Below are 23,038 nucleotides of genomic sequence, written 5' to 3'. Positions count from 1 at the left end.
GGAGCTTCTCGACGCCCGCCGAACCCGCCCATCACAGTGGGCATCAGCCCACGCCGACCACCTGCACCTCCGCGACCTGCACCGGGGCCGGGAACCACAGCAGGATTCCGTCGGCGGTCATCGGCCGGTCGAGGGTGAGCGTCGTCTGCCCCTCCCGCAGGGAGCCGGCCCCGAGGCGGGGCAGGCCCGCGGGATCGGTGGCCTCCGTGCCCGCGGGGAGGCCGTACACCTCGACCTCCCCGCCGACGGAGTGCAGGAGGATGTGGCGGAGCTCGACGGCGTCGTCAAGCTGCAGGGTGACCCCGCCCTGGCCGGCCCACACGGTGGCCTCGTCGCCGTCGGCGATCTCGGGGGCCGAGGCCGTGAGCGACTGCACGCGCGGCAGCGGGCGCGGGGTGGTCTCCGTCGCGGAGCCCTGGATGGACTCGGGCGAGACGGGCGCATCGCCGCCGACGACGCTGACGAGGTAGGTGGTCAGCGCCGCGACCAGCACCACCGCGCCGATGGACACCGCGCCGATGAGCGCCACGGAGCCGCCGGAGTAGGACTTGTCGCCGAAGCCGGGGCGGGCGGCGGGGGCGGGCTCGATCTCCTCGGCGACGACGAGCTGCTCCCCGGTGTCCGCGCCCACATCCGCGCGGTCGACCCCCAGGAGCGCGAGCATGGAGGTGACGGAGGTGCGGTCGCGTTCGGCGGTGGCCCCGGGCAGGACGGCCGGGAAGGCCAGCATCGCGAGACCGTCGGTGGAGATGCGGATGCGCGCGTGGTTGTCCAGGCCGAGGGGCAGGTCGCGGCCGACGGCGTCGATAAGCTGGACGAGCGCGGCGGCGACGGCCTGCGGATCCAGGTCGCCGCCCTCGGCGACGCTGCGCAGCGGGGAACCGGGGACCCAGTCGGCGACGACGAGGCAGCCGTTGCGGTAGCCCAGGACCTCGATGTTGTCGGCCACTCCCGGCACCTCGGCGAGGCGGCGGGTGCGACGCGACACCTCGGCGGCGGCCCCCGCGGCGGCGGCGGAGCTGGCGGGGGCCAGCGGCGCGTTGCCGGAGGTGTCCACGAAGGTGAGCGCGACCTCCCGGCCGGTCGCCTGCTCACGGGCGTGCCAGAAGCGGGCGCCGGGGACGGAACCGTGGTCGGCGAGCAGGCGGAAGCGCCCGTCGGAGACCGGCGCCCCCGGCACCAGGCGGGGCCCGCGGACCACGCCGGCGGACATCGGGGCGGGTGCCGGGGAGGCGACGAAGGGGTCGAGCGCGGTGATCTGGGCGGAGACCTCCTGCGCGTTGCTCTCCCCCACCTCGATGGCGCGGGAGGTGTCGGGACGCACGAAGCGGGACAGGCCGGGGATGCGGGCGAAGGCGCGACCCAGGTTCTGCACCTCGGGGAGGCGGGAGTAGCTCAGCGCGATGCCCGTGGCGATGAGGAAGACGACACCCGAGACCGCCACCTTGATGAGCACCCCGAAGGAGCCCAGGCCCTCGAAGGAGGGCAGGATGCGGTCGACGAGCAGGGCCGCCGCCACGCCCACGAGCGAGGCCGCGAAGGCCCACGCCGTGGTGTGGATCTGCGAGCGGGTGCCCAGGTGGCCGAGCTTGCGGCGCAGCAGCAGGGCGCCGATGACCGCGCCGGCGATGAAGCCGAAGCCGTTCGCTGCACCGAGGAGGATGACGACGCGGGCGGGCGAAGTGGCCACGACGGGTGCGAGCAGCGAGAGGACGATCTTCGTCGCGGTGATGCCGATGATGATGTACGTCGGGGTCCACGCCTCCTCGCGGGCGTAGAACACACGCAGGTGCAGCAGCACGAGCGCGTAGGGCAGCAGCGTGAACGCGGAGAAGGAGAGGGTGAGGCCGAGGAGCATGCCGGATTCGGTGTCGAAGTTGCGGTACGCGAACAGCGCCACGCCGATGTCGGGGCCGAAGGCGGTGAAGAACACCACGATGGGGATGAGCGCGATGAACGTCAGCTTGGTCGCCAGGTTGAGGTCGGCGACCACCGCGCGGTCGTCGCCGTCGGCGGCGTTGCGCGACAGGCGCGGCATGATCGCGGTGAGCAGCGTGACGCCGATGATGCCGTACGGCACCTGCAGCAGCAGCCAGTGCTGCTGGTAGATGAGCGGCGCGGCGGCATCCGCGAGGGATGCGATGCGGGTGGTGATGACGTAACCCAGCTGCGAGACCGCCACGTAGGCGACGATCGCCACGGCCATGCCGCCGAACTGCTTGAGGCGTTCGTCGATGCCCCACAGCGGGCGCAGATCCACCCCGGCCCGGCGCAGGTAGGGCACCAGGATCGCGGCCTGCACGATGACGCCCAGCGTGGTGCCCAGGCCGAGCAGCAGCACGTGGGGGTCGATGACCCCGGAGGGGGCGGTCTCCTCCAGTTCGCCCGGCAGCAGCATGTACGCCAGCAGGACGGCGATGGAGACGACGTTGTTGGCCACCGGGGCCCAGGCGCCGGGTTTGAAGATCCCGCGGGTGTTGAGCACCGCCATGAACAGCGCGAAGATGCCGTAGAAGAAGATCTGCGGCAGCAGCAGGTAGGCGAAGGAGGTCGACTGGATGACGTTGACCTCACCGTCCTCATCCAGCATGAGCCGGGTGAGCAGCGGCGCCGCGATGAGCGAGAGGGCCGTCACAGCCAGCAGCAGCGAGGCCGAGAGCGTGAACAGGCGCCGGAAGAAGGCGGTGCCGCGGTCGGCGTCCTCCTTCTCCGCGCGCACCAGCACCGGCACGACCAGGGAGGTGAGCACCGCGCCGAGGACGATCTCGGTGATGAGGTTCGGCAGCGTGTTCGCGGTGTTGAAGGCCGACCCCACCGCGCCACCGAGGGTGACCACGATGAGCAGGTTGCGCAGGAAGCCCGTGATGCGGGAGAAGAGCGTGGCGATCGCCATCGACCCACCCGCGCGCACCACGTCGGCGTCGGAGGCGACACCGGAAGGCTCGGGGGCCCGCAGACGGGACCGGTCCGTCGGGGGGACGGGTGGGGCCGCCCGCTGTTCCGGCACGGGGGCCGGGGGGGTGGCGGCGACGAAGCGGGAACGCAGGTTATCGGGCATGTTCCATTCCAGGCTAGGGGCGCTGGCGTCGCCGATGACGGCCGACGCGGAAGAGCAGTGCGAGAGACAGCCCCACCACGAGGAGCAGGGCAATTCCGTAGGTGCCGACGATACCGGCCCTGGTCTGCACTGTAATCTCCACCGGCGTGGAAATCGGCGAGCCGTCGCGGGTGGCCAGCCACAGCTGCAGCTGCGACTGGTCCTCGTCCTCGGGCAGGTCGGCGGTGAGCTGCACCGTGATCGAGCCGTGCGCGGGGATGTGCACCGGCCCGTGCGCGGACAGCACGGCCCCCTCCGGTCCGCTGTAGGCGAGCTCGGCGTCCACGGGCAGCGGCAGGCCGTTGCCGGCCACGATGAGCAGCGGAGAGCTTTCCGATGCCCGCGTGTACACGTTCCCCGGCGGGAACAACGCCACGGACCCGCGCAGGTCCTGCAGGGTCTGCCGGTTGGCGTCGAGACGCCGGTTGGTCGCCTCCACCGCCTCCTGGTTGAGGCTCAGCGAGCTTCTCGACGCCCCACTCAACGCCATGAGCACATCCCGGCGCAGGGGCAGCGTGAAGTCGTAGCGGCGCAGGTTGATGACGGGATCGTTGACCATCATCCGAGTGAGGTCGTCGGTGTAGCGGGTCTGCTGGGCGGCGCGCAGCACCTCCGTGTCGCTCACCGCCGCCGGGTCGGACCAGGGGCTGCCGAAACGCGTGACCCCCACCGCCGGCGGGCCGACCGGGTCGAGCTCCGGCGCGGTCACCGCTTCCGCGAGGGACACGGGCCGGGCGGCCCCGGAGTCGTAGAGTCCGCTGACGGTGTTGAGGAGGGTGCGGGCGGTGGCGGCGTCGAGAAGCGGGGCGGGGACGGCGAGCACGGGCTCCGGCGCCTGGGCCCAATGGCCCGGCAACGTCTGCTCGGCGACCGCCAGGCGCAGCGCCGAGGCGGCGGTGACCGCGCGGGAGGTGACGGAGTCCAGCTGGTAGTCGAAACGCCAGTCCGGGTTGGAGTAGCCGGTGGTCTGCGGGGCGGGGCCGGTGGCGGCGAGCAGGGAGCCCAGCGGCGCGGAGAAGGTGGTCGCGGTGACCCCCGGCGCCAGGTGCGCGTGCGTGCCGCTGCGGGGCACCCCCCACACGGAGTTGTCGGCGACGAGCACCCGCACCGGGCGGAGCGGGGCCGGGGATCCGGAACGGTCGGGGATGACGGTGGATTCCAGCGCGCTGTCCTCCTCCCCGGTGCTGCGCGGCGCGCGGGTGGCCGCGGACATCTCCCAGGCCTGCTCGACCGGGAGGGACTGGTCCGCCCACCCCAGCGACGGCGCAGCCTGTTCGGTGACGTAGCCGGACGGCGGGATGACCACGTTGGTGAGGGGCTCGAGTGCCAGTTCCTCCCGGATCACCTCGGTGCCGCGCTGGGTGGCCTCGCGGAAGAGCCACTCGTCCTCCGTGCGGGCGACGGCGTTGAGGTCCGCGGTGGCCCAGGGCAGGGGGACGATGCACCCGGCGCCGCGCAACCTCTCCAGCCAGGCGGCGGCGTCGGCGGTACCCCGGCCGGGGGTCCCGCGGTGGGGGTCCTCGTTCTGGAACCAGCTGTCGCGCAGACGCTGCCGGGTGGTGATGAGCGAGGGGCGGGATTCGGCCACCGTGTAGCCGCGCGACATCCGTGCCACGGTGTCCACCAGCGCCGGGTCGACGGCCAGGCAGGTGCCGCGGGTGTCTCTAGCGTAGGTGTCGAGCAGTTCGCTGAGGCGCCCCTCCGGCGCCAGCTGCCCCGCCAGCTCCTCCGATTGGAGGATGAGGGGCGCCTCCTCCGGAGCCTCGCCGGTCTCCCCGGGGGCGATGTCCAGCGGCGCGGTGAGCGGCAGCAGCATCGTCAGACCCGGCGTCTGCGTGTCCGGGTCCGGCTCGCCCGCCACCGTGAGCAGCAGCCGCTCGGTATTCTCCCCCACCGAGAACATGAGCGGGTACGTGCCCGCGGGCAGAAACTCCGGCGACAGGTCGAGGGTGACCTCCGTGCGCTCCCCCGCCGCCAGCTCCAGCTCCACCTCGGGTCCGGCCCACGGATAGGCCTCCGGGCCGAGCGCCAGGGCGCGCCGGGCGCCGGCGACATCCCACGTGGCCTCGCCGCGTCGGGTCTGCAGGGTCACCGAGGCGCTGTCCGCGCCGGAATTCTCCACGCTCAGGTGCACGCGCGTCGACTCCCCCGCCTGCACCTGCGTCACGTCGACGCTGAGATCCCCGCTCTCCGACGCGCGGGCCATGGGGTTGACCCACTGGGCGGCGTTCTCCGGATCATAGGGGGTGGGGGCGGCGTGGGCGGGCGTCGATAAGCAGAGGACGCCGAGCCCTACGGCGATGACACGCCTCACCGCGGGGTCGCCCTTCCCGCGGCCTTCTCCTCCCGTGCCAGGCCCGGCAGCAGATCATGCGCCGTGCGTGCCAGCTTGCGTTCGTCGGCGTAGGCGAGATGCTCGATGAGCTCGGAGACGGGGATCCAGGCGACCTCGGTCACCTCGGGATCATCGTCGTTGAGGTCGCCGTCGACGAAACGCAGCAGGTGGTGGTGCACCGTCTTGTGGATGCGCACGCCCTCGGAGACGAACCAGTAGTCAATGACACCGAGGTCGGCGAAAGCCTCCCCGTGGACACCGGTCTCCTCCCACACCTCGCGCTCCGCGGTGGCGCGCCGGTCCTCCCCCGGCTCGACATGCCCCTTGGGCATGGACCACAGCAGACGACCGCGCCGGTCGAGGCGGCCGATGAGGGCGACGTAGATGCGGGAGAGATCGACCTCGCCCGCATCGTTGACCGCCTCCGCGAGGCCGGACACGACGAGCCCGCCCGCCGACGTCTCATCGCGGGTGGCCATGCGGTTCTGCTGCTGCTTCTGGGTCTTCTGCACCCGGTGCGGATTGCGGCGCCGACGCTTCTTCGGCTCCTGCTTCTCCCCCGCCGGTTGCTGTTGAGTCTGATTTCCGGAACCACGACGACGCGAACGGCGACGACGCCGACGCTGGGGGCCCTGGGAATCTTTCTCAGTCATCCCCCTGATCGTATCCGCTGAGTCGACCTTTCGAAATTCCCATGCCGTGGTCGGTAGACTCGCTGGTTGTGAACGCGGACGACCCCCTGACCCCCCTGGCCCTGCTCGCGCAGGCTGAGCGCACGATCGCCGGCCTGCCCGTCGGTGACCTCGTCGCTGAATTTCAGTCGCGCGGACTCCCCATCTACCTCGTCGGCGGCTCCGTCCGCGACGCGCTGCTCGGTCGCCTGGGCAACGATCTCGACTTCACCACACCCGCCCGCCCCGACGTCATCTCTCCCATCCTCGAGGCGTGGGCCGGCAGTGTGTGGGACACGGGCATCGAGTTCGGCACCGTCTCCGCCGTGCACCGCGGCCAGCAGGTCGAAATCACCACCTTCCGCTCCGACACCTACGACGGCGTCTCCCGCAACCCGGCCGTCATGTTCGGCGACACCCTCGAGGGCGATCTCATCCGCCGTGACTTCCGCGTCAACGCCATGGCCGTCGAGATGCTTATCGACGACCGCGGCGAGCTCACCGCCCGCTTCCACGACCCCCTCGGCGGGCTGGCGGATCTCGCCGCCCGCCGCCTGGACACCCCCGACGCCCCCGAGATCTCCTTCCGCGACGACCCGCTGCGGATGCTCCGCGCCGCCCGCTTCGTCTCCCAGCTCGGATTCTCGGTTGCTCCGCGCGTCAAGGCCGCGATGAGCGACATGGCCGGCGAGATCGAGCGCATCACCGTCGAGCGCATCCAGGTGGAACTGGACAAGCTCATGCTCGGCGAGGCCCCGTGGGCGGGCATGAACCTGCTGGTCAATACCGGTCTCGCCGGATACGTCTTCCCCGAGATCCCGGCCATGCGCGACATGCGTGACGAGCACAACCAGCACAAGGACGTCTACGCCCACTCGATGCAGGTCCTGCGCCAGGCCATCGACCAGGAGCAGGAGGGCCCCGACCTGGTGCTCCGCTGGGCCGCGCTGCTGCACGACTGCGGCAAGCCCGACACCCGCGCCTGGAACGAGGACGGCCGCGTCACCTTCCACCACCACGAGGTCGTCGGCGCGAAGAAGGTGCGCCGCCGCCTGCGCGCCCTGAAGTACCCCAAGCACGTGATCGGCGACGTCTCCCAGCTCATCTACCTGCACATGCGCTTCTACGGCTTCGGCGAGGGTCAGTGGACCGATTCTGCCGTGCGCCGCTACGTCACCGACGCCGGGGAGCTGCTCCCCCGCCTGCACAAGCTGGTGCGCGCCGACTCCACCACCCGCAACCAGCGCAAAGCCGCTCGGCTGCAGCGTACCTACGATCACCTGGAGGAGCGGATCGCGGACATCGCCGCCCGCGAGGATCTCGCGCGCGTCCGCCCGGATCTCGACGGCAACGAGATCATGCAGATCCTGGGGGTGCCCGCCGGTCCCGTCGTCGGGCGCGCGTGGGCCTTCCTCAAGGAGCTGCGCCTCGAGCGCGGTCCACTCGAGCGGGAGGCTGCAATTGCAGAACTCCGTGCGTGGTGGGAAGCTGAACAGTCACAGGGCACGAGTTAACAGGAGGTAGTCGCCATGTCAGACTTCTACGCCGACCGTCTCTTCAACGCTCTCGAGCGCAACGAGCCGGCCCCCGGCATGCTGCTCATCGCCGCCCCCGGGATGGACTCCGACGAGTTCAACCGCTCGGTCGTCCTCATCATCGAGCACAACGAGCAGCTCACCTTCGGCGTCAATCTGGCCTCCCGCAGTGACCTGGCGGTGTTCAACGTCATGCCTGACTGGCTGCCCGCCGTCGCGAAGCCGCAGGCCCTCTACATCGGCGGGCCGCTCAACCAGCAGTCCGTCGTCGGCCTGGCGATGACCAAGGCCGGCGTCGACATGGAGGAGGCCCCGCAGCTCAACCGCCTGGCCAACCGGCTGGCGCACGTCGATCTGCGGGCGGAACCGGGCGACATTGCCGATCTTGTCGAGGGGATGCGCCTGTTCGCCGGCTACGCCGAATGGGCGCCCGGCCAGCTCGACGGTGAGATCGAGCGCGGCGACTGGTACGTCACCCCGGCGCTGCCCACCGACGTCATCGTCCCTGGCCGCACCGACCTGTGGGGCGACGTCATGCGCCGGCAGCAGGCGCCGCTGCCGCTGTTCTCCACCTTCCCGGCTGATCTGGCGGACAATTGATTGCTCAGATCCGGGCGGGGATCCGGGATTCCTGGGCGGTGGCGCTGGGGCTCATCCCCCTCGGTCTGGCCTTCGGCCTGTTGGTGACTCAGATGGGTTTCGCCTGGTGGTGGGCCCCGATCTTCTCCCTGCTCATCTACGCCGGGTCCATGGAGTTTCTGGCGCTCAACCTGGTGACTGCGGGTGTCGGGCCGGTGTCGGCGGCGATCACCGCGTTCATGGTGAACTTCCGCCACCTCTTCTACGGCCTCACCTTCCCGCGTGACCTCGTGCGCAGCGGCCCGGGGCGGGCGTACTCCACGTATGCGCTCACCGATGAGTCCTACGCCATCGCCTCGGCGCGGCATCCGGACAGTGGGGTCCAGGTGCTCACGATTCAGGGGTTCTGCCAGTCGATGTGGGTGCTTTCCGGCATTGTCGGCTCGCTGGTGGGGGTGGTGATCCCCGCGGGCATCCAGGGCATGGAATTCGCGCTGGTGGCCTTGTTCGTGGTGCTGGTGTGGGAGACGTTCCGCAACAACCGGGACCTGTCCCTGCTGCTGATCTCCGGAGGCCTGGCGGTGGTGTCCGGCGGGGTGCTCATGATCGCGCTGAGCGCCTATTTCCTGCTGCTCCTGGCCCGCCACCTCTTCCCCACTCTCGACCGCCTGCTGGAGTGGAGGGTCTGATGTACGGGCTTCCCGAGGGCGTCACTCTTACCCAGGTCATGGCGGTGCTCATCCCCATCGGTGTCATCACCGTGGGGCTGCGCTGGCTGCCCTTCGCCTTCGTCTCGGTGCTGAAGGGTATTGAGTTCTTTGGCCTGCTCGGGCGCATGATGCCGGTCGGCGTGATGGTGGTCCTCGTCGTGTACACGCTCTTCGGGCAGCAGGGGGCGCCCGGGGGGATTCCCGCCGCTCTGGGTGGGGTCGCGGTGACGCTGGCCCTGCATGCGTGGCGGCGGGATGCCGGGGTGTCGATTCTCGGTGGGACCCTCGCCTACATGGCGTTGGTCAACCTCGTCTTCTAGGAGATCTCCGGGAAGGTGGCCACTGCCTCCGCCCACAGCCCCTCGAACTCCTCGGGTGTGATGCTGCGGTGGGAGATGTCCGGGAAGTCCGCGTAGGAGTCCGGGTGGGGAACGATCGGGTTCGGGGCCTGGGCCATGCCGGCAGAGGTGTCCTGGGTGGCGGCGCCGCGGATGGTCTCGGAGGGGTCGAGTTCAATGATGCGCAGGAGGGCGCAGGTGTCCGCGTCCAGTGGCGAGAGCTCGGCCACGTGAATCACGGAACCCGCCCCCGGGACGGTCATCTCGATGCGTACGTGTATTTGTTTCACGTGAAACATCGTAGGGGGCGGGCGTCGAAAAGCAATCAGGACTGCAGAACCACTGGCTTCCGCGGCGGCGCCTGACGAGCGTAACGGGCGGCGAGCCAGGAGCACATCATGAGCTGCACCTGGTGGAAGATCATGAGCGGCAGGATGAGGAGTCCGATGCTGGCTCCGCCGAAGATGACCGACGCCATCGGGAGGCCGGTGGCCAGAGACTTCTTGGTGCCGCAGAACTGGATCGCCTTCATGTCCTTCTCGTTGAAGCCCAGACGTTCGGCGACGAAGCGGGTGAGCCACAGCATGATGGCCACCAGGATGATGGAGAAGACGATGAGGAAGATGATCTGCCCCACCGAGACCTGGGACCACACGCCGGCGACCATGCCTGCCGAGAACGCCGAGTAGACGACCATGGTGATCGAGCCGCGGTCGACGATCTTGGTCGCCTTGTTCGCCGCGAAGCCCTTTACCCACTTCCGCAGGAGCTGCCCGAGGACGAAGGGAAGGAGCAGCAGGATGGCGATGTCGATGAACACCTGCGTATCCACATGGATCGTCCCGGCCGACGACATGAACAGCATGACCAGCAGCGGAGTGAGGAAGACTCCCGCCAGGTTGGAGGCGCTCGCCGCCACGATCGCGCCCGCGTAGTTGCCCTTCGCGATCGACGTGAACGCCACCGAGGACTGCACCGTGGACGGCACGAGCGTCATGAAGAGGATGCCCAGATACATCCCCTCCCCTATCAGGCCGCTGAGGGGGCGGAGCGCCACTCCGATGATCGGGAACACCAGGAACGTGAACGCCAGGATGAGCAGATGCAGGCGCCAGTGCAGGAGGCCCTTCACCGCCTCCTGCGTGGAGAGTCGGGCGCCGTAGAGGAAGAAGAGGAAGGCGATCGCGATATTGGTCGCCGTGGCGAACCACGCCGCGAAGTCACCGCGCGCCGGCAGCACGATCGCCACCACCACCGCCGCGATAATGAGGAGTATGAGCGGGTCAGTCCGCTTGAGGAGGGACAACATGCCCTGAATTCTACGATAGAGCTGTGCCTATCCGGAGACGCTGAGAGTCCCGCCGCCCTGCACCACCTTTGCCGGGGTGAGCGGGTCCCGGGAGACGCCGGAGACGACGGAGCCGTCAGCGATGTTGAACACGGAGTCATGATAGGTGCACCGGACGGTGTCCCCCTCCACCTCCGTGATCGGGTTGCGCTGGTGCGGACACGTCTGCGAGTATGCGACGTAGGTGCCCTCCGTGGGCTGGGCGATGATGAAGCCGTCGAGAATGGTGGCGCTGCCGACCGGAACGTCCGCCACCGCGACCTCCACTGGCGGCTCGCTGCCGCAGGCGGCCAGAAAGGCCCCGGCGAATGTGGTGGCCGTGCCGAGCAGGAACATGCGACGGTTGCAGGAGAAATCAGTCATACATGCAGTATGTCAAAAATTGGGGGAAGCCACTATTGTTTTGCCCTACTATGGGTTGGCTGAGTTTTATGTGTGACTTAACTCTGACGTAATTACCCCACGCCGAGTTACGTCACTGTGACGGTAGGGTTTCGGCGAACTCATTGAGCAGTGCACGCCATTTTTCTTTCGCGAGATCGCGCTTCTCCATCGACGCAAGCTTGTCGATCTTCGCGCTCAGCCGGGTCTTCCCCTTCACTTCTGAGCAGTCGACTGCGACCTGCGATCCGTCCTCGAGGTCCGCGCGCCAGTACCGCCAAGTGTCCGTGGCGGTGATGCGCGGGGCGTCGGCAAGCTGTTTGTTCTCCATGAACGAGACGAACTTGTCGAACACCTCCGTCCACTCCCCCGGGACGGTCTTGCTCGCGCTCGCGGCGATCGATCCCGTCACCGTCTGGCCGATCTGCCGGCGTCCGATCATGCGCTCGATCTCGACAGCAATGCTCTGGGCCCACCATTCGGAGGCTCCCCCTTCAGAGGCGAGCCGAGCCAGGTCCTGATGACTGAGTTCCTGCGGGTCTCCGAAGAACTCCATCCAATCGTCGATGGAGCGGCCCGTTGCCTTCTCGAACTTGTCGTGCATGCCTCGAGGTTAGCGGATCTCCCTCCGCTGCGACCCCCACCATCCAGCCCCGATGAGCACGATCGCGGCGGCAGCGATGGCGAGGTGTGTGCTCCAGGGACTGTCGCTGTACTCGAACGGTGAGAGATTGATGAGCCACTGCGGGGCGCTGAACACCGGCCCGAAGAGGGTGAGCACCGCCGATGCCACGACCGGTGCCCAGGCGAGGTGGGTGAAGCGAGGGGCCAGACCGACAATGGCGATCGCGACCCCCGTGAGGAGGAGTACCGGTGCCAGTTGCCCCCACGTGCTCGGTACGAGGGAGTTGTAGTCACCGGCCACCGTCGTCTCCTGAGTCCACAACCCGAGTGCTCCCCCGCCCAGTGCTGCGATGACGGCCAACAGTAGCCCGGCGATGCTGACAAGGCTGGAGGCCGCGAGCGGTATCCAGCGGCGTAGTCCGGTGGAGCGTTGCAGGTCCACCGTTCGATCAACTTCGCCACTGCGGTACGTCACGATCACCTGGACGCCCATGGTCGCGATGAGGATGCCCATCAGCTTGAGGATGTATCCGATGAACTCGGACTTCATATCACCCTCCCCGAAGATGTCCTTGAAGATCTTGCCGACGTTTGCTTCGGCCTCCATCCACTCGCTGAGCGAACCAGTGAGCGCGATGAAGAACGCAGTGAGGCCGCCGATCACGATGGCCCAGGTGAGTATCGTTGAGCGATTCAGCATCACAGCCAGGTGCAGCGGTCCGTGGATGCGGCGTGTCCGGACCGGGAGGAACGCTGGCAGAGGGATGAGGGCTGAGCCGTACTCCCGCCTCTGCTCTGCTGCCAGCCCCAGGCCGGCCGCCCCGAGACACACCGCCGCCAGGATCCCGAGGGCGTACCAGTCATCCGCCACGTACGGCCCGACGAGCGTTTTCCACCCCAGCGGCGACAGCCATTTGAGCCAGCCGAGATCTTCGGAGTCCGCCAGTGAGCGCACCACAAAGGAGACGGCAACGGTCATCAGAGCGGTCCTGGTAAGCGCTGCAGGGTCACGGACCAGCAGCAGAACAAGCTGCGCGAGCATGGCCGATCCGAACATGGTCAGCGCAATCACTCCGCCCGATGTCAACGCCCCTTCAAGCGGCATCTCGTCTACATAGAGACCCGATGCTGCTAAGACTCCGGCGCTCCCGGCGCCCACGATGGCTGCGGCGAGACCGGTTGTGGCTATCGCAGCCGCCGCTGGGGTCATGCGTTTGATGCCTGTCGATAGTTGTAGTTCGGTCAAACCGGTGGCTTCGGATCTTCGGTGCAGCCCGACCAACAGCAGGACCGCCATGACGGAGCCGAGGATGGTCATCATGCTGCCGGCCTCCCACATGACGATCTGACCCAGCGTGGCAGGGGCCTCAACCGGCCCCCACATGGCCGTCATTCCGGCATTGCGCTGCATGCCGAGCAGGAAGGACTCCCGATCCCCTGGAGTGGGATAGTAGTTCTCGTAGGCGGGCGGGAAGATTGCGAGATATGCCCACAGGGACAAGCACCAGATGATAAGGAAGCTGCGTCGCAGCCGGAGATTGAGCGCAATCACTGTTCGCCTCCGTAGTGTTGCAGGAACATCTCCTCGATACTCGCCGGCGCGGAAGTAATGTCCTCTCCCCCGGCGTCGAGCACCAACTGGAGTACATGAGGAACTTGGTCGCGCGACACCGTCACGCGAAACATGTCGTTGGCGATGGTGGCCTCAGGGAGCTCTCGCAGCGCAGATGTTTCACGTGAAACACGGGCAGTGATCTCGTGGGCTGAGAGGTGACGAAGCTTCTCGACGCTGCCTGTCTCTGCCGTCCGGCCATCCCGAATGATGGTGACAAAGTCGCAGAGCTTCTCTACCTCGCTCATGATGTGGCTGGAAAGGAGGACGGTGGCTCCCCTCTCCCTTTCCTTGCGGATCTGCTCGACGAACACCTGCTCCATGAGTGGATCCAGGCCGGCGGTGGGCTCGTCGAGAATGAGCAGTTCAGACCCGACGGAAAGCGCGGCAACAAGGCTGACTTTTCGACGATTGCCTGTGGAGTAGTCACGCGTTCTCTTGTCCGGGTCGAGCTTGAAGGCCTCGATGAGTTCTGCCTCTCTATCGCGGTCAACGGCGACTCCCCGCAATGATTCCAGTGCGCGGAAGACCTCCCGTCCGGTGAGGGCGGGCCACAGGGATACGTCACCGGGGACATAGCCGACGCGCTTCAGTACGGCTGGGTTTCGTCGCGGATCCTCACCCAGTACTGTCGCCGTACCGGCGGTCGCGTGGAGAACTCCCAAGAGGATGCGGATGGTGGTGGACTTGCCGGAACCGTTGGGCCCGAGGAAGCCGTGAATGGTGCCACTCTCCACCGTGAGGTTGAAGTTGTCGAGCGCGCGAAAAGTGCCGAATGTCTTCGTCAGGTCCTCAACGACGATTGCCTTGCTCATGACGCCTCTCCCCTCGTTTCACGTGAAACATTGCTCTCGAAGATTTCTACCGCCTGTTCCAGGAAGAGTCGGATGAACTCCCTCTGGTTGGGGTGCTGGTATGCGCTTGTCAGCAGGCTCATGACGCCGGGGGTCATGAGTACCGGTCGAACGACTCCCCTCCAGTCCCGCTGGCGGATCCCCCAATTCGGACCGAATACGGAGTGCAAGCGAGACATGTGTTCATCAAACTCGAGGCGTGCCGCCTCCGGCTCCATGCGGGGCAGGCGGGCGAACAGGTGGTAGATATCCACCGTTGCGCTGATGCGCTCCGGTGTGATGTCGCGGAGCCAATCATCCACGAGTCGGCTGACGAACGGGATCCGGAGTGCCACCTCCATGGCTTGCTTCTCTTTCTGGAAGTAGGGCTGCGCCTCTTCGCTCAGGCGGGAGCCAATCTGTGCGTAGAACTGTGCCAGCTTCTCCGGAACGGCATATGGCAGCGGGTCGCCGTCTGAGCTCGGATGCTCCCTGAGTTCTCTGAGGCGGGCCTTCTGTCTGTGCAACTCTGCGATCTGCTCGTCGATGGCTTCTTCAGCTAGGCGGATCTCATCTTCGAGGCCGAGATTCGGATCGTGAACCAGCTCGCGGATGGTGGCCAGGCTCATGCCTGATTCCGTCAAGTGACGAATTCGTACCAGTCGTACTGCATGGTCGAGCGAGTAGTGCCTGATGCCGGAATTGCGGGGTACGTCGAGTAACCCCTCATGGTGGTAGTGGCGTATCGCCCGAGGGGTCGTACCGACGAGGTCGGCGAGCTCCTTGATTCTCATGACTTCAGCATGCACTGTGACGTGGCGTCACTGTCAAGGGTCAGAAAGGCGGCGGTATGTCGTCCGCGGGTGGCGGAGGTTCGCTGAGCTTCTCAGCCTCCCTCTTCTCCTGGGACTCGGAGCGGATTCGCTCGCGACGGTTCTGAACCCGCTTCCCTACTGTCTGGACCCAGTGCCTCTCCTTGAGGCTCAATGGACCCTTGGCCTCAACCAGGACCCAGGTGCCGTCCTCGTAGAGGATGTACTTGTCCCGCGTGTGGGGGTCGATGATGTAGAACGACCGGCCGTCGGTCTTGACGTTGTGGTGGGTGGGACACTTGGGCCCGAGATTCGCGGCGGTGGTGGGCCCACCCTCCTTGTAGTCGATGCGATGATCCATCTGGGTGCGATCCTCGCGGCAGTCGCAGTAGGGATCCGTGCAGGTGCCGTCCCACCCGATGACCACCGCGCGTATGTCGTCGGGAGTTTCGTAGGTGTCCGCCACCTTGTCGTAGAGCTCATCCATGTCCTGCACCACGGAGGCGTCGGCGGCGAGGTCGTCCGCCTGGGAGGAACGAATGTAGCCCAGGCCGGGGATCCAGCCGGGAGCGCCTTCCACGTCATGGGCCTGATAGACGTTCAACGTGATGTTGGTGGTGCCCTCCCCCGCGATGAGCTGCTGCAAGGCCTCGACCTCGGTGATCTTGTGCGCCTTGGCGTACTTCCGCACCCGCATCTCAATCTTCTTCGCCTCCACCGGATCGAGCTGGACGTTGATGAACGCATCGCTTTCGCGGTACGTCACGTCGAAGCTTCCCTTCTCGTCTCGAGGAGGTGAATCATCGGTCGAGATGGAGTCATCGAGCGACTGGATGATGGCGTTGAGCTTCTTGCGGATGTCATTGATGCTGGGGAGAAGCTGGTTGGCGCGGGTCGGAGTGAGGTAGTCGCTCAACTCCACGTCGATGACATCCCGGATGTCCTCGTCCGACACATCAGCCTTGGACATGACGGCGTCGATGGCCTTGAGGCGCTCCAGATCCAGATGGAACATCCTCTCCTGCAGGGCCTTCAGCCGCGGCATCTCGTTGATGCGCACATGGGCGTACAGGGCGGAACTGAGATAGCCCTCCCCCTTGCCCATGAGACGCTTGAGGTTGGCGATAACGACCTGGTAGTCATCCTCCAGATCGGGCAGCATGGACTGCCAGAGCTCGAAGTCACCCTGCCGGATGCGCCGGCCGGCGACGGAGGCGCGCTCGAATGGAGAGCTGACCGAGTAGAACTTCTTCGGGCCGAGCAGCTTCGCCAGCTCCCGCTCGACCATGGAGTTCATGTCGAACTCAATGGTGTCCATCGTTGTCCCCTCCCCCATTCGAATCATTGTTCGTACCCCAGTCTAGAACAGTCATTCGACAAGCACAACCCCCTCCGGAAACTAATCCGGAGGGGGCGTCGAGAAGCAGGGGTCAGCGGGTGGCGGCCTTCATGGCGGACACGAACTCCCCGAGCTCCGCCTGGAGGGCGACCATGTCGGTGACGGTGTTGCCGTCGATGTGTTTGTCCATGATCCTGGTGATCGCGGACCCGGCGATGGCCCCGGAGGCTCCTGCGGCGATGGCGTCGGCCACGTGCTGCGGCGAGGAGATGCCGAAGCCGAGGAGGATCGGCGGGCCGCCGAAGCGCTTGACGTTGTCCACCACATCGGACAGGCCGGTGATGGAGGACTCGCGCTCGGTACCCGTGACGCCGTCGCGGGAGATGGCGTAGATGTAGCCGCGGGAGTGCGCGGCCACCCCCTCGAGGGTGGGTTCGGCGGCTTGAGCTGGGGCGATGAAGATTGGATCGATGCCTGCGCGCTCGGCGGCGGCGATGAAGGGCGCCCCCTCGCGGACCGGGACGTCGGGAATGAGCACGGAGTCGGCCCCGGCCTCGGCGAACTCCCGGTAGAAGTTGTCCAGCCCGCGGGTGAAGGGGACATTGCCGTAGATGAGCATGCCGATCGGCAGGTCGGGGAACTCGGCGCGGATGGTGCGGACCTGCTCGAGGGCGTCGTTGACCGTCACTCCCCCGGCGAGCGCACGGATGTGGGAACGCTGGATTGTCGGGCCGTCCGCGACGGGGTCGGAGAAGGGGACGCCGAGCTCGAGGGCGTCGGCACCCGCTTCCACGACGGTGCGCACGATCTCCAGGGCGTCGGCGGGAGTGGGGTCGCCGAGCATGAGGAAGGGGACGAACGCCCCCTCGCCGCGGGCCTGCAGGGCCTCGAACAGGGCTTCGTATCGGGTCATGACAGTGTCTCCTTGGTGAGGACGAGCGAAGGGTTCTCCTCGAGGGCGCGCCGGACGTGCGCGACGTCCTTGTCGCCGCGCCCCGACAGGGAGACGAGGATGGTCATGGGCTGCTCGGCGGTCTTCGCCCGCTTGAGCGCGTACGCCATGGCGTGCGAGGACTCCAGGGCCGGAATGATGCCCTCGTGCAGCGAGAGCAGCTGGAAGGCCTCGAGAGCCTCCGCGTCGGTGATGCCCACGTAGGTGGCGCGCCCCGTCTGGTGCAGGTGCGCATGCTGCGGGCCGACGCCCGGGTAGTCCAGACCTGCGGAGATGGAGTAGGACTCCTCCACCTGGCCGTCGGCGTTGCGCATGAGGTAGCTGCGCGCCCCGTGGAGGATGCCGATGGAGCCGTTGTTGATCGTGGCGCCGTGCTTGCCGGAGTCGATGCCCAGTCCGCCCGGCTCCGCTCCGACCAGCTCCACGCCCTCATCGTCGATGAAGTCGGCGAACATGCCGATGGCGTTGGAACCGCCGCCGACGCAGGCGACGACGAGGTCCGGCAGTCCGCCGGTGCGCTCGATCATCTGCGCCTTGGCCTCCGTGGAGATGACGCGGTGGAATTCCCGGACGATGGTCGGGAAGGGATGCGGTCCCGCCGCGGTGCCGAGCAGGTAGTGGGACTCGTGGAAGGTGGCGGTCCAGTCGCGCAGCGCCTCGTTGACGGCGTCCTTGAGGGTGCCGGAACCGGCGTCGACGGGGATCACCTGGGCACCCATGAGCTTCATGCGGAACACGTTGGGCTGCTGGCGCTCGACGTCCTTGGCGCCCATGTAGACGACGCATTCGAGCCCGAGCAAGGAGCAGGCCAGCGCCGTGGCCGTGCCGTGCTGGCCGGCGCCCGTCTCGGCGATGATGCGCTTCTTGCCCATGCGCTTGGCCAGCAGCGCCTGCCCGATGACCTGGTTGGTCTTGTGCGCACCGCCGTGGACCAGGTCCTCACGCTTGAGGAAGATCCGCGCGGGGCCCTCCAGCGGAAGGTTGGAGCACTCGGTGAGCGGGGTGGGGCGGCCGAGGTAATCGCGCAGGTAGCCGGCGAGTTCGGCGCGGAAGGAGGGGTCGTTCTGCGCATCGACGAAGGCCTTCTCCAGCTGGTCGAGCGCGGGAATGAGGGACTCGGGGACGAACTGTCCGCCGAATTCGCCGAAATAGGCCGGCAGGAGTGTGGAGGTCATGAGCGGTCCTCGTGATGGTAGGTACGGATGGTGGCGAAGGCGCGGCGCAGCGCCCCGGAGTCCTTGCGGCCGGGCTGCCCGGGGTACTCCACGCCGGAATTGAGGTCGAGGCCGAGGCAGTCGACGGCCAGGGCCGCATTGATATTGCCCGGGTGCAGCCCCCCGGCCAGGAGGGACTTCTGCTTGACGACGTCCGGGATGGCCGACCAGTCGAAACCGGTTCCGGTCCCGCCGTCCCCGGCGTCGAGGACGAGCATGTCCACGTCGTCGAGGAGGGCCGTGGCCAGCTCTCCGCCGTCCTGCGGCCCGGTCATGGAGATCGCGCGCCACACCTCGACGCCTTCGGGAACGGAGGCGATGAGGGCGCGTTCCGCCTCGAGGGATCCCTGGTAGGGAGCGTGGATCTGGAGGGCGGTGATGCCGTCGAGAAGCAGCTCGTCGAAGCCGGAGGTGCGACGGGAGACGGCGACGTAGCGCAGGCCCGGTTCGTCGGCGATGATCTTCGCGGCTGTTTCACGTGAAACATTGCGCGGGGAATCCTCCTCGAAGATGAGTCCGCCGTAGACGGCGCCGGCGGCTGCCGCGGCCTGCGCGGCGTTCGAGGTGGTGAGCCCGCAGACCTTGTTGGGGCCGTACACGAGCTCGCGCGCGGCGAGGTCGATGTCGGGCTGCGAGGTGAGCTGGGAACCGACCAGGAAGGCGTTGGAGTGCCCGCCGAGCTGGCGCACGGTGGCGGCATTGCGGATCCCCGATTCGGAGACTACCACGGCATCCTCCGGGACCAGCGCCGCGAGACGGGCGGAACGGCCCAGGTCAATGGACAGATCGTGGAGGTTGCGGTGGTTGACGCCGATGATCCGGGCGCCGAGGCGCAGGGCGCGGGCCGTCTCCTCCTCGTCGATGACCTCGGTGAGGACGTCCAGCGCATAGTGCTCGGCGACGGCGCTCAGCGCCTCGTACTCCTCGTCGCTGAGGACGGAGAGCATGAGCAGGATGGCGTCGGCACCGAAATAGCGGGCGGCGTGGATCTGGATCTCATCGATGATGAAGTCCTTGCACAGCACCGGCAGATGCGTGGTGGAGGCGACGGTGGCCAGGTGGTCGTAGTCGCCGCCGAAATGGTCCGGCTCGCAGAGCACGGAGATGCCGGAGGCATAACGCGAGTACACGCGGGCGATGGCGCCGGGCTCGTAGTGCTCGCGGATCATCCCGAGGGAGGGCGAGGCGGACTTGCACTCCATGATGTAGCGGTTCGTCCCGCGCTGGCGGAGGGCGTCGTACAGCGAACGCGTGGAGGGCGTGAGCGTGGAGAGGTCGACGTGGGCGATGCGCTCACGGATCTCCGGCAGGTGGCCGCGGCGTCCCTCGACGATGCTCTCGAGAACGGTGGGCAGATCAGACACTGTAATCAGTCCCTTCATGAGTGGTGATCCACTCCTGGACCGTACCGTCCTCCAGCAGGCGCAGGGCCAGTTCGGTGCCCTCGCGCAGGCTGTCGGCGCGGGAATTGAGGTAGAACATGGCGCCGGCGTTGACGGCGACGGCGTGACGGTGCGCGGCCGGGCCGCTGCCGTCGAAGATCGCGCGCATGTGCGCGGCGTTCTCGCTGCCGTCCCCGCCGAGGAGGTCGTCCAGGGCGCACGTATCGACGCCCAGTTCCTCCGGCGTCACCTCGTAGCGCTCGATGGAGCCGTCCTCATGCAGCTCCCACACGGTGGTGGTGCCGTGGACCGCGATCTCGTCGGTGCCGGCCCCGTGGACCACCATGGCGCGGGAACGGCCCAGCTCACGGAAGACCTCGGCCAGCATCTGGCCGTGTCCGGGGTTGGCCACGCCCATGATCTGGAACTCCGGGCGCACCGGGGAGAGCAGCGGGCCGAGGACGTTGAACAGGGTGGGGATCTTCAGCGCCTTGCGCACCGGCTGCGCGTGGGCGATCGCCGGGTTGTAGGCCGGGGCGAAGAGGAAGGTGAAGTTGGAGGCCTCGAACTGCCGCACCGCGCGCTCCGGGTCAAGGTCCAGCGGGATGTTGAGGGCCTCGAGCACGTCGGCGGAACCGGACTTCGAGGACACCGAGCGGTTGCCGTGCTTGACCACCTTGAGCCCGCCGGCCGCGGCCACCAGGGAGGCCCCGGTGGTGATGTTGATGGTGTTGGCGCCGTCGCCACCCGTGCCGGCGGTGTCGAGCACGCCCTCGCCCGTCACCGGGAAGGGGCGGCCGGCGTTGAGGAAGGCCCGCGCGGCGCCGGCGATGTCCGCGAAGGTCTCCCCGCGGGTGCGGATGGTCGCCAGCAGCGCCGCGATGTGGACGTCGTCGTAGTCGCCGATGGTCATCGGGGTGAAGACCTCCACGGCCTCCTCGACGCTGGGGGCCGGGTTGTCCAGGTACCGCAGCAGTGTCTGCAGTGTGTCGGGGTGGGTCATCGCGGGGTCCTTTCGGTGAGCAGCTGCTCCACGCAGCGGTGGAGGATGATGGGCCCGGAGGGGCTGAGCACACTCTCGGGGTGGAACTGCAGGCCGAGTGCCTGCGTCATGGAGGCGGCCATGATGACCTCGCCGATGGCGGTGTCGGTGGTGGCCAGGGTGGTCACTCCCGCCGGGGCTTCCACGCAGCCCAGCGAGTGGTAGCGGGCGACGGGGACGAGGCGGCCGACCTCGCCGGGGTGGCCGCTGAGACCGGCGAAGACGGGGGACGCCAGGCCGGCGTCGCTGAGGGTCATCGGCACGGAGACCCCGTGCACGGGCCCGCAGGGCTCGACGGTGCCGCCGTGGTGCTCGATGAGCGCCTGGAAGCCCAGGCAGATGCCCAGCAGCGGAATCGTGCCCAGGACGCGGTCGATGAGCTCCATCATGTTCCCGGCGTCGGCCGGGTAGCCCGGGCCGGGCGAGAGGCAGATGAGGTCCGGCTCCGCGGCCAGGATCTCGTCGACGGAGACCGTGTTGCGGAAGACCGTGCAGCGGTACCCGGCGAAGGCGTCGACGAGGTTGTAGACGAAGCTGTCGTGGTTGTCGACGAGCACGATGTGAGTCATCGGATGACCTCCAGGGTGGAATCCGCGGCGAGCGCGATGGCGTTGAGCACGGCGTAGGCCTTGTGCAGGGTCTCGTCGGCCTCGGACTGCGGGTTCGAGTCGCGCACCACCCCGGCGCCGGCCTGCACCGACGCCACCCCGTCCTGCACGAAGGCCGAGCGGATGACGATGCAGTTGTCCATGGTGCCGTCGCCCTTGATGTAGCCGACGGCGCCCCCGTAGGAGCCGCGGCGCTGCTTCTCGACGCCCCGCAGCAGCTCCATCGCCCGGATCTTCGGCGCCCCCGACAGCGTGCCCATGTTCATGCACGCCCGGTAGGCGTCGAGGGCGTCGAGCGAGGGGTCGAGGGTGGCGGTCACCCGGGACACGAGGTGCATGACCCGGGAGTAGCGGTCCACCTGCAGCAGGTCGGCCACCCGACGGGTGGCGGGCACGGCGACGCGGGCGAGGTCGTTGCGGGCGAGGTCGACGAGCATGGTGTGCTCGGCGATCTCCTTGGCGTCGGTACGCAGCTCGAGTTCCATGCGGATGTCCAGCTCGTCGTTGATGGAGCCGTCCGGGTTCATGCCCCGCGGGCGGGTCCCGGCGATGGGATAGAGCTGCACCTCCCGGGTCTCCGGATCGAACTTGAGGTTGGACTCCGGGGAGGCCCCGAAGAGTTCGAAGGGACGCCCGTTGGTGCCGATTCCCCGCTGGTAGAACATGTAGGGGCTCGGGTTGGTCTCCCGCAGCTGCCGGTAGGCGGCGAAGGCGTCCCGGCAGGGCGCGCTGAAGGTGCGCGCCGGGACCACCTGGTAGATGTCCCCGTTGTGGATGTTGCCTTTGAGGTCCTCGACGTGGGCGCGGAACGTCGCGTCGTCGATGTCCGCCTCGACCTGCAGTACGTCCTCCGGGTGGTGCTCCGCCTCGAAGGTGGGGACGGCGGCGTCGATGATGGCGGCCAGCTCGTCGATACGCTCCTGCAGATCGCCGGCGAAGGACACCCCCGTCAACTGCGCGGTCTGCTCGCCGTGGTTGATGCTGAGCACGATCTCGGCCAGCTCGAACTGGTAGTCCGGGTAGGTGTTGCGCCCCTCCCCCACCGGCGGGAGATCCTCGAAGGTCTCCAGGAAGTCGAAGGCGATGCCGCCGGCCAGCATGGGCAGCGTGTCGGTGCGGTAGCCGGCGTCCCGCGTCAGCGCCCGCAGCGGCTCCACGGGGCTCACCGCGGTGAGGCGCTCGCGCTCATCGACGGCCGTCGTCCGCGGGAACGTGAACGTGTCGCGGCCGTACTCGGCGAGCTGCTCATTGAGCTTCTCGACGATCACCTCCCCCGATTCCGACACCGCCTCCGCCGTGACGCTGTGCCCCGTGCAGGTCAGCCGCACCGAGGACGCCAGGACGGCGAGGGAGGAGATACCGGACTTGGTGGTGATGTCCGCCGATTCCAGCAGGAGGGAACCACCCAGATGGGCGAACAGACCGGAGGCGTCCGCGTGATAGCGGACATCCCGGGTGTGGATGGTCGGAGAGCTCATACGGGCCTTTCGGTTATGCGCCGCAGGCTCGACCAAGAGAAAAGGCCCGCGGCGCTTCGGAAGAGAAGCAGGCGGGCCGGGAGAGACAGACGTGGCACGCCGTTACGCGCGCCACCACCACTGGGTGTTCGTCATGTTCTTCACAAGA

At 67.7% G+C, this 23,038-nt stretch carries 21 protein-coding genes; 4 read left to right on the top strand and 17 right to left on the bottom strand.

Annotated features, from left to right (window positions below; translation table 11 throughout):
- Positions 1-43: 43 nt before the first annotated feature.
- Genes ACFPUZ_RS09000 through ACFPUZ_RS08990 form a run of 3 tightly spaced genes read right to left on the bottom strand, consistent with a single transcriptional unit; the run spans position 44 to position 6,247 of the window.
- Entirely contained in the window at positions 44-3,058 is a 3,015-nt protein-coding gene (locus ACFPUZ_RS09000; RefSeq protein ID WP_377001586.1) for a murein biosynthesis integral membrane protein MurJ, read from the bottom strand.
- A 13-nt stretch (positions 3,059-3,071) separates the two neighbouring features.
- The gene (locus ACFPUZ_RS08995) at positions 3,072-5,411 is read right to left on the bottom strand and encodes a hypothetical protein (RefSeq protein ID WP_377001585.1); all 2,340 of its coding nucleotides are present in this window, start codon (positions 5,409-5,411) and stop codon (positions 3,072-3,074) included.
- On the bottom strand, positions 5,408-6,247 hold the full coding sequence (locus tag ACFPUZ_RS08990; protein WP_377002248.1) for an NUDIX hydrolase: 840 nt from the start codon (positions 6,245-6,247) through the stop codon (positions 5,408-5,410). Before ACFPUZ_RS08990 ends, ACFPUZ_RS08995 begins: the two co-directional genes overlap by 4 nt.
- Here ACFPUZ_RS08990 and ACFPUZ_RS08985 point away from each other — a divergent pair.
- From ACFPUZ_RS08985 to ACFPUZ_RS08970, 4 genes are read left to right on the top strand one after another with little or no spacing between them, the layout of a single operon-like run.
- Complete coding sequence (locus tag ACFPUZ_RS08985; RefSeq protein WP_377001584.1) at positions 6,154-7,617, top strand: CCA tRNA nucleotidyltransferase; 1,464 nt, start codon at positions 6,154-6,156, stop codon at positions 7,615-7,617. The genes ACFPUZ_RS08990 and ACFPUZ_RS08985 overlap by 94 nt on opposite strands.
- A gap of 15 nt (positions 7,618-7,632) precedes the next feature.
- Positions 7,633-8,238, top strand: coding sequence for a YqgE/AlgH family protein (locus ACFPUZ_RS08980; protein WP_377001583.1), 606 nt, complete (start codon positions 7,633-7,635; stop codon positions 8,236-8,238).
- Positions 8,235-8,906, top strand: a complete 672-nt coding sequence (locus ACFPUZ_RS08975) for an AzlC family ABC transporter permease (RefSeq protein ID WP_377001582.1) — start codon at positions 8,235-8,237, stop codon at positions 8,904-8,906. The genes ACFPUZ_RS08980 and ACFPUZ_RS08975 overlap by 4 nt, the downstream gene beginning before the upstream one ends.
- Positions 8,906-9,247: a branched-chain amino acid transporter permease gene (locus ACFPUZ_RS08970; protein ID WP_377001581.1), complete on the top strand. Its 342-nt coding sequence runs from the start codon at positions 8,906-8,908 to the stop codon at positions 9,245-9,247. The genes ACFPUZ_RS08975 and ACFPUZ_RS08970 overlap by 1 nt, the downstream gene beginning before the upstream one ends.
- Here the strand turns inward: ACFPUZ_RS08970 and ACFPUZ_RS08965 are convergent.
- The 14 genes from ACFPUZ_RS08965 to ACFPUZ_RS08900 form a co-directional block, all read right to left on the bottom strand.
- Positions 9,244-9,564, bottom strand: a complete 321-nt coding sequence (locus ACFPUZ_RS08965) for a hypothetical protein (RefSeq protein ID WP_377001580.1) — start codon at positions 9,562-9,564, stop codon at positions 9,244-9,246. The two genes, ACFPUZ_RS08970 and ACFPUZ_RS08965, sit on opposite strands and share 4 nt — an antisense overlap.
- A gap of 26 nt (positions 9,565-9,590) precedes the next feature.
- On the bottom strand, positions 9,591-10,574 hold the full coding sequence (locus tag ACFPUZ_RS08960) for a bile acid:sodium symporter family protein (RefSeq protein ID WP_377001579.1): 984 nt from the start codon (positions 10,572-10,574) through the stop codon (positions 9,591-9,593).
- 27 nt (positions 10,575-10,601) lie between these two features.
- Complete coding sequence (locus ACFPUZ_RS08955) at positions 10,602-10,949, bottom strand: Rieske (2Fe-2S) protein (protein ID WP_377002247.1); 348 nt, start codon at positions 10,947-10,949, stop codon at positions 10,602-10,604.
- A 139-nt stretch (positions 10,950-11,088) separates the two neighbouring features.
- The gene (locus ACFPUZ_RS08950) at positions 11,089-11,598 is read right to left on the bottom strand and encodes a hypothetical protein (protein WP_377001578.1); all 510 of its coding nucleotides are present in this window, start codon (positions 11,596-11,598) and stop codon (positions 11,089-11,091) included.
- Positions 11,599-11,607: 9 nt separating this feature from the next.
- A complete protein-coding gene (locus tag ACFPUZ_RS08945; protein ID WP_377001577.1) occupies positions 11,608-13,119 on the bottom strand; it encodes a hypothetical protein in 1,512 nt (503 codons plus the stop codon).
- Between the two features lie 47 nt (positions 13,120-13,166).
- Positions 13,167-14,045: an ABC transporter ATP-binding protein gene (locus ACFPUZ_RS08940; RefSeq protein WP_377001576.1), complete on the bottom strand. Its 879-nt coding sequence runs from the start codon at positions 14,043-14,045 to the stop codon at positions 13,167-13,169.
- Positions 14,042-14,857 (bottom strand): MerR family transcriptional regulator, encoded by an 816-nt coding sequence (locus tag ACFPUZ_RS08935; RefSeq protein WP_377001575.1) that lies wholly within the window; start codon positions 14,855-14,857, stop codon positions 14,042-14,044. The genes ACFPUZ_RS08940 and ACFPUZ_RS08935 overlap by 4 nt, the downstream gene beginning before the upstream one ends.
- Before the next feature lie 40 nt (positions 14,858-14,897).
- Positions 14,898-16,193 (bottom strand): HNH endonuclease signature motif containing protein, encoded by a 1,296-nt coding sequence (locus ACFPUZ_RS08930; RefSeq protein WP_377001574.1) that lies wholly within the window; start codon positions 16,191-16,193, stop codon positions 14,898-14,900.
- A 112-nt stretch (positions 16,194-16,305) separates the two neighbouring features.
- Entirely contained in the window at positions 16,306-17,127 is an 822-nt protein-coding gene (gene trpA, locus ACFPUZ_RS08925; protein WP_377001573.1) for a tryptophan synthase subunit alpha, read from the bottom strand.
- On the bottom strand, positions 17,124-18,341 hold the full coding sequence (gene trpB / locus ACFPUZ_RS08920; RefSeq protein ID WP_377001572.1) for a tryptophan synthase subunit beta: 1,218 nt from the start codon (positions 18,339-18,341) through the stop codon (positions 17,124-17,126). The genes trpA and trpB overlap by 4 nt, the downstream gene beginning before the upstream one ends.
- Positions 18,338-19,750 (bottom strand): bifunctional indole-3-glycerol-phosphate synthase TrpC/phosphoribosylanthranilate isomerase TrpF, encoded by a 1,413-nt coding sequence (gene trpCF, locus ACFPUZ_RS08915; RefSeq protein ID WP_377002246.1) that lies wholly within the window; start codon positions 19,748-19,750, stop codon positions 18,338-18,340. Before trpCF ends, trpB begins: the two co-directional genes overlap by 4 nt.
- Positions 19,737-20,765, bottom strand: a complete 1,029-nt coding sequence (gene trpD / locus ACFPUZ_RS08910) for an anthranilate phosphoribosyltransferase (RefSeq protein ID WP_377001571.1) — start codon at positions 20,763-20,765, stop codon at positions 19,737-19,739. Before trpD ends, trpCF begins: the two co-directional genes overlap by 14 nt.
- A complete protein-coding gene (locus ACFPUZ_RS08905) occupies positions 20,762-21,373 on the bottom strand; it encodes an anthranilate synthase component II (RefSeq protein ID WP_377001570.1) in 612 nt (203 codons plus the stop codon). The genes trpD and ACFPUZ_RS08905 overlap by 4 nt, the downstream gene beginning before the upstream one ends.
- A complete protein-coding gene (locus ACFPUZ_RS08900) occupies positions 21,370-22,890 on the bottom strand; it encodes an anthranilate synthase component 1 (protein ID WP_377001569.1) in 1,521 nt (506 codons plus the stop codon). The genes ACFPUZ_RS08905 and ACFPUZ_RS08900 overlap by 4 nt, the downstream gene beginning before the upstream one ends.
- Positions 22,891-23,038: the final 148 nt, after the last annotated feature.

The sequence above is a fragment of the Corynebacterium nasicanis genome, from assembly GCF_042658165.1.
In the GTDB taxonomy this organism is placed as follows: Bacteria; Actinomycetota; Actinomycetes; order Mycobacteriales; family Mycobacteriaceae; genus Corynebacterium; species Corynebacterium nasicanis.
Note: the sequence above shows the minus strand (reverse complement) of the source record. Positions and strands in the feature narration are given on the sequence as shown.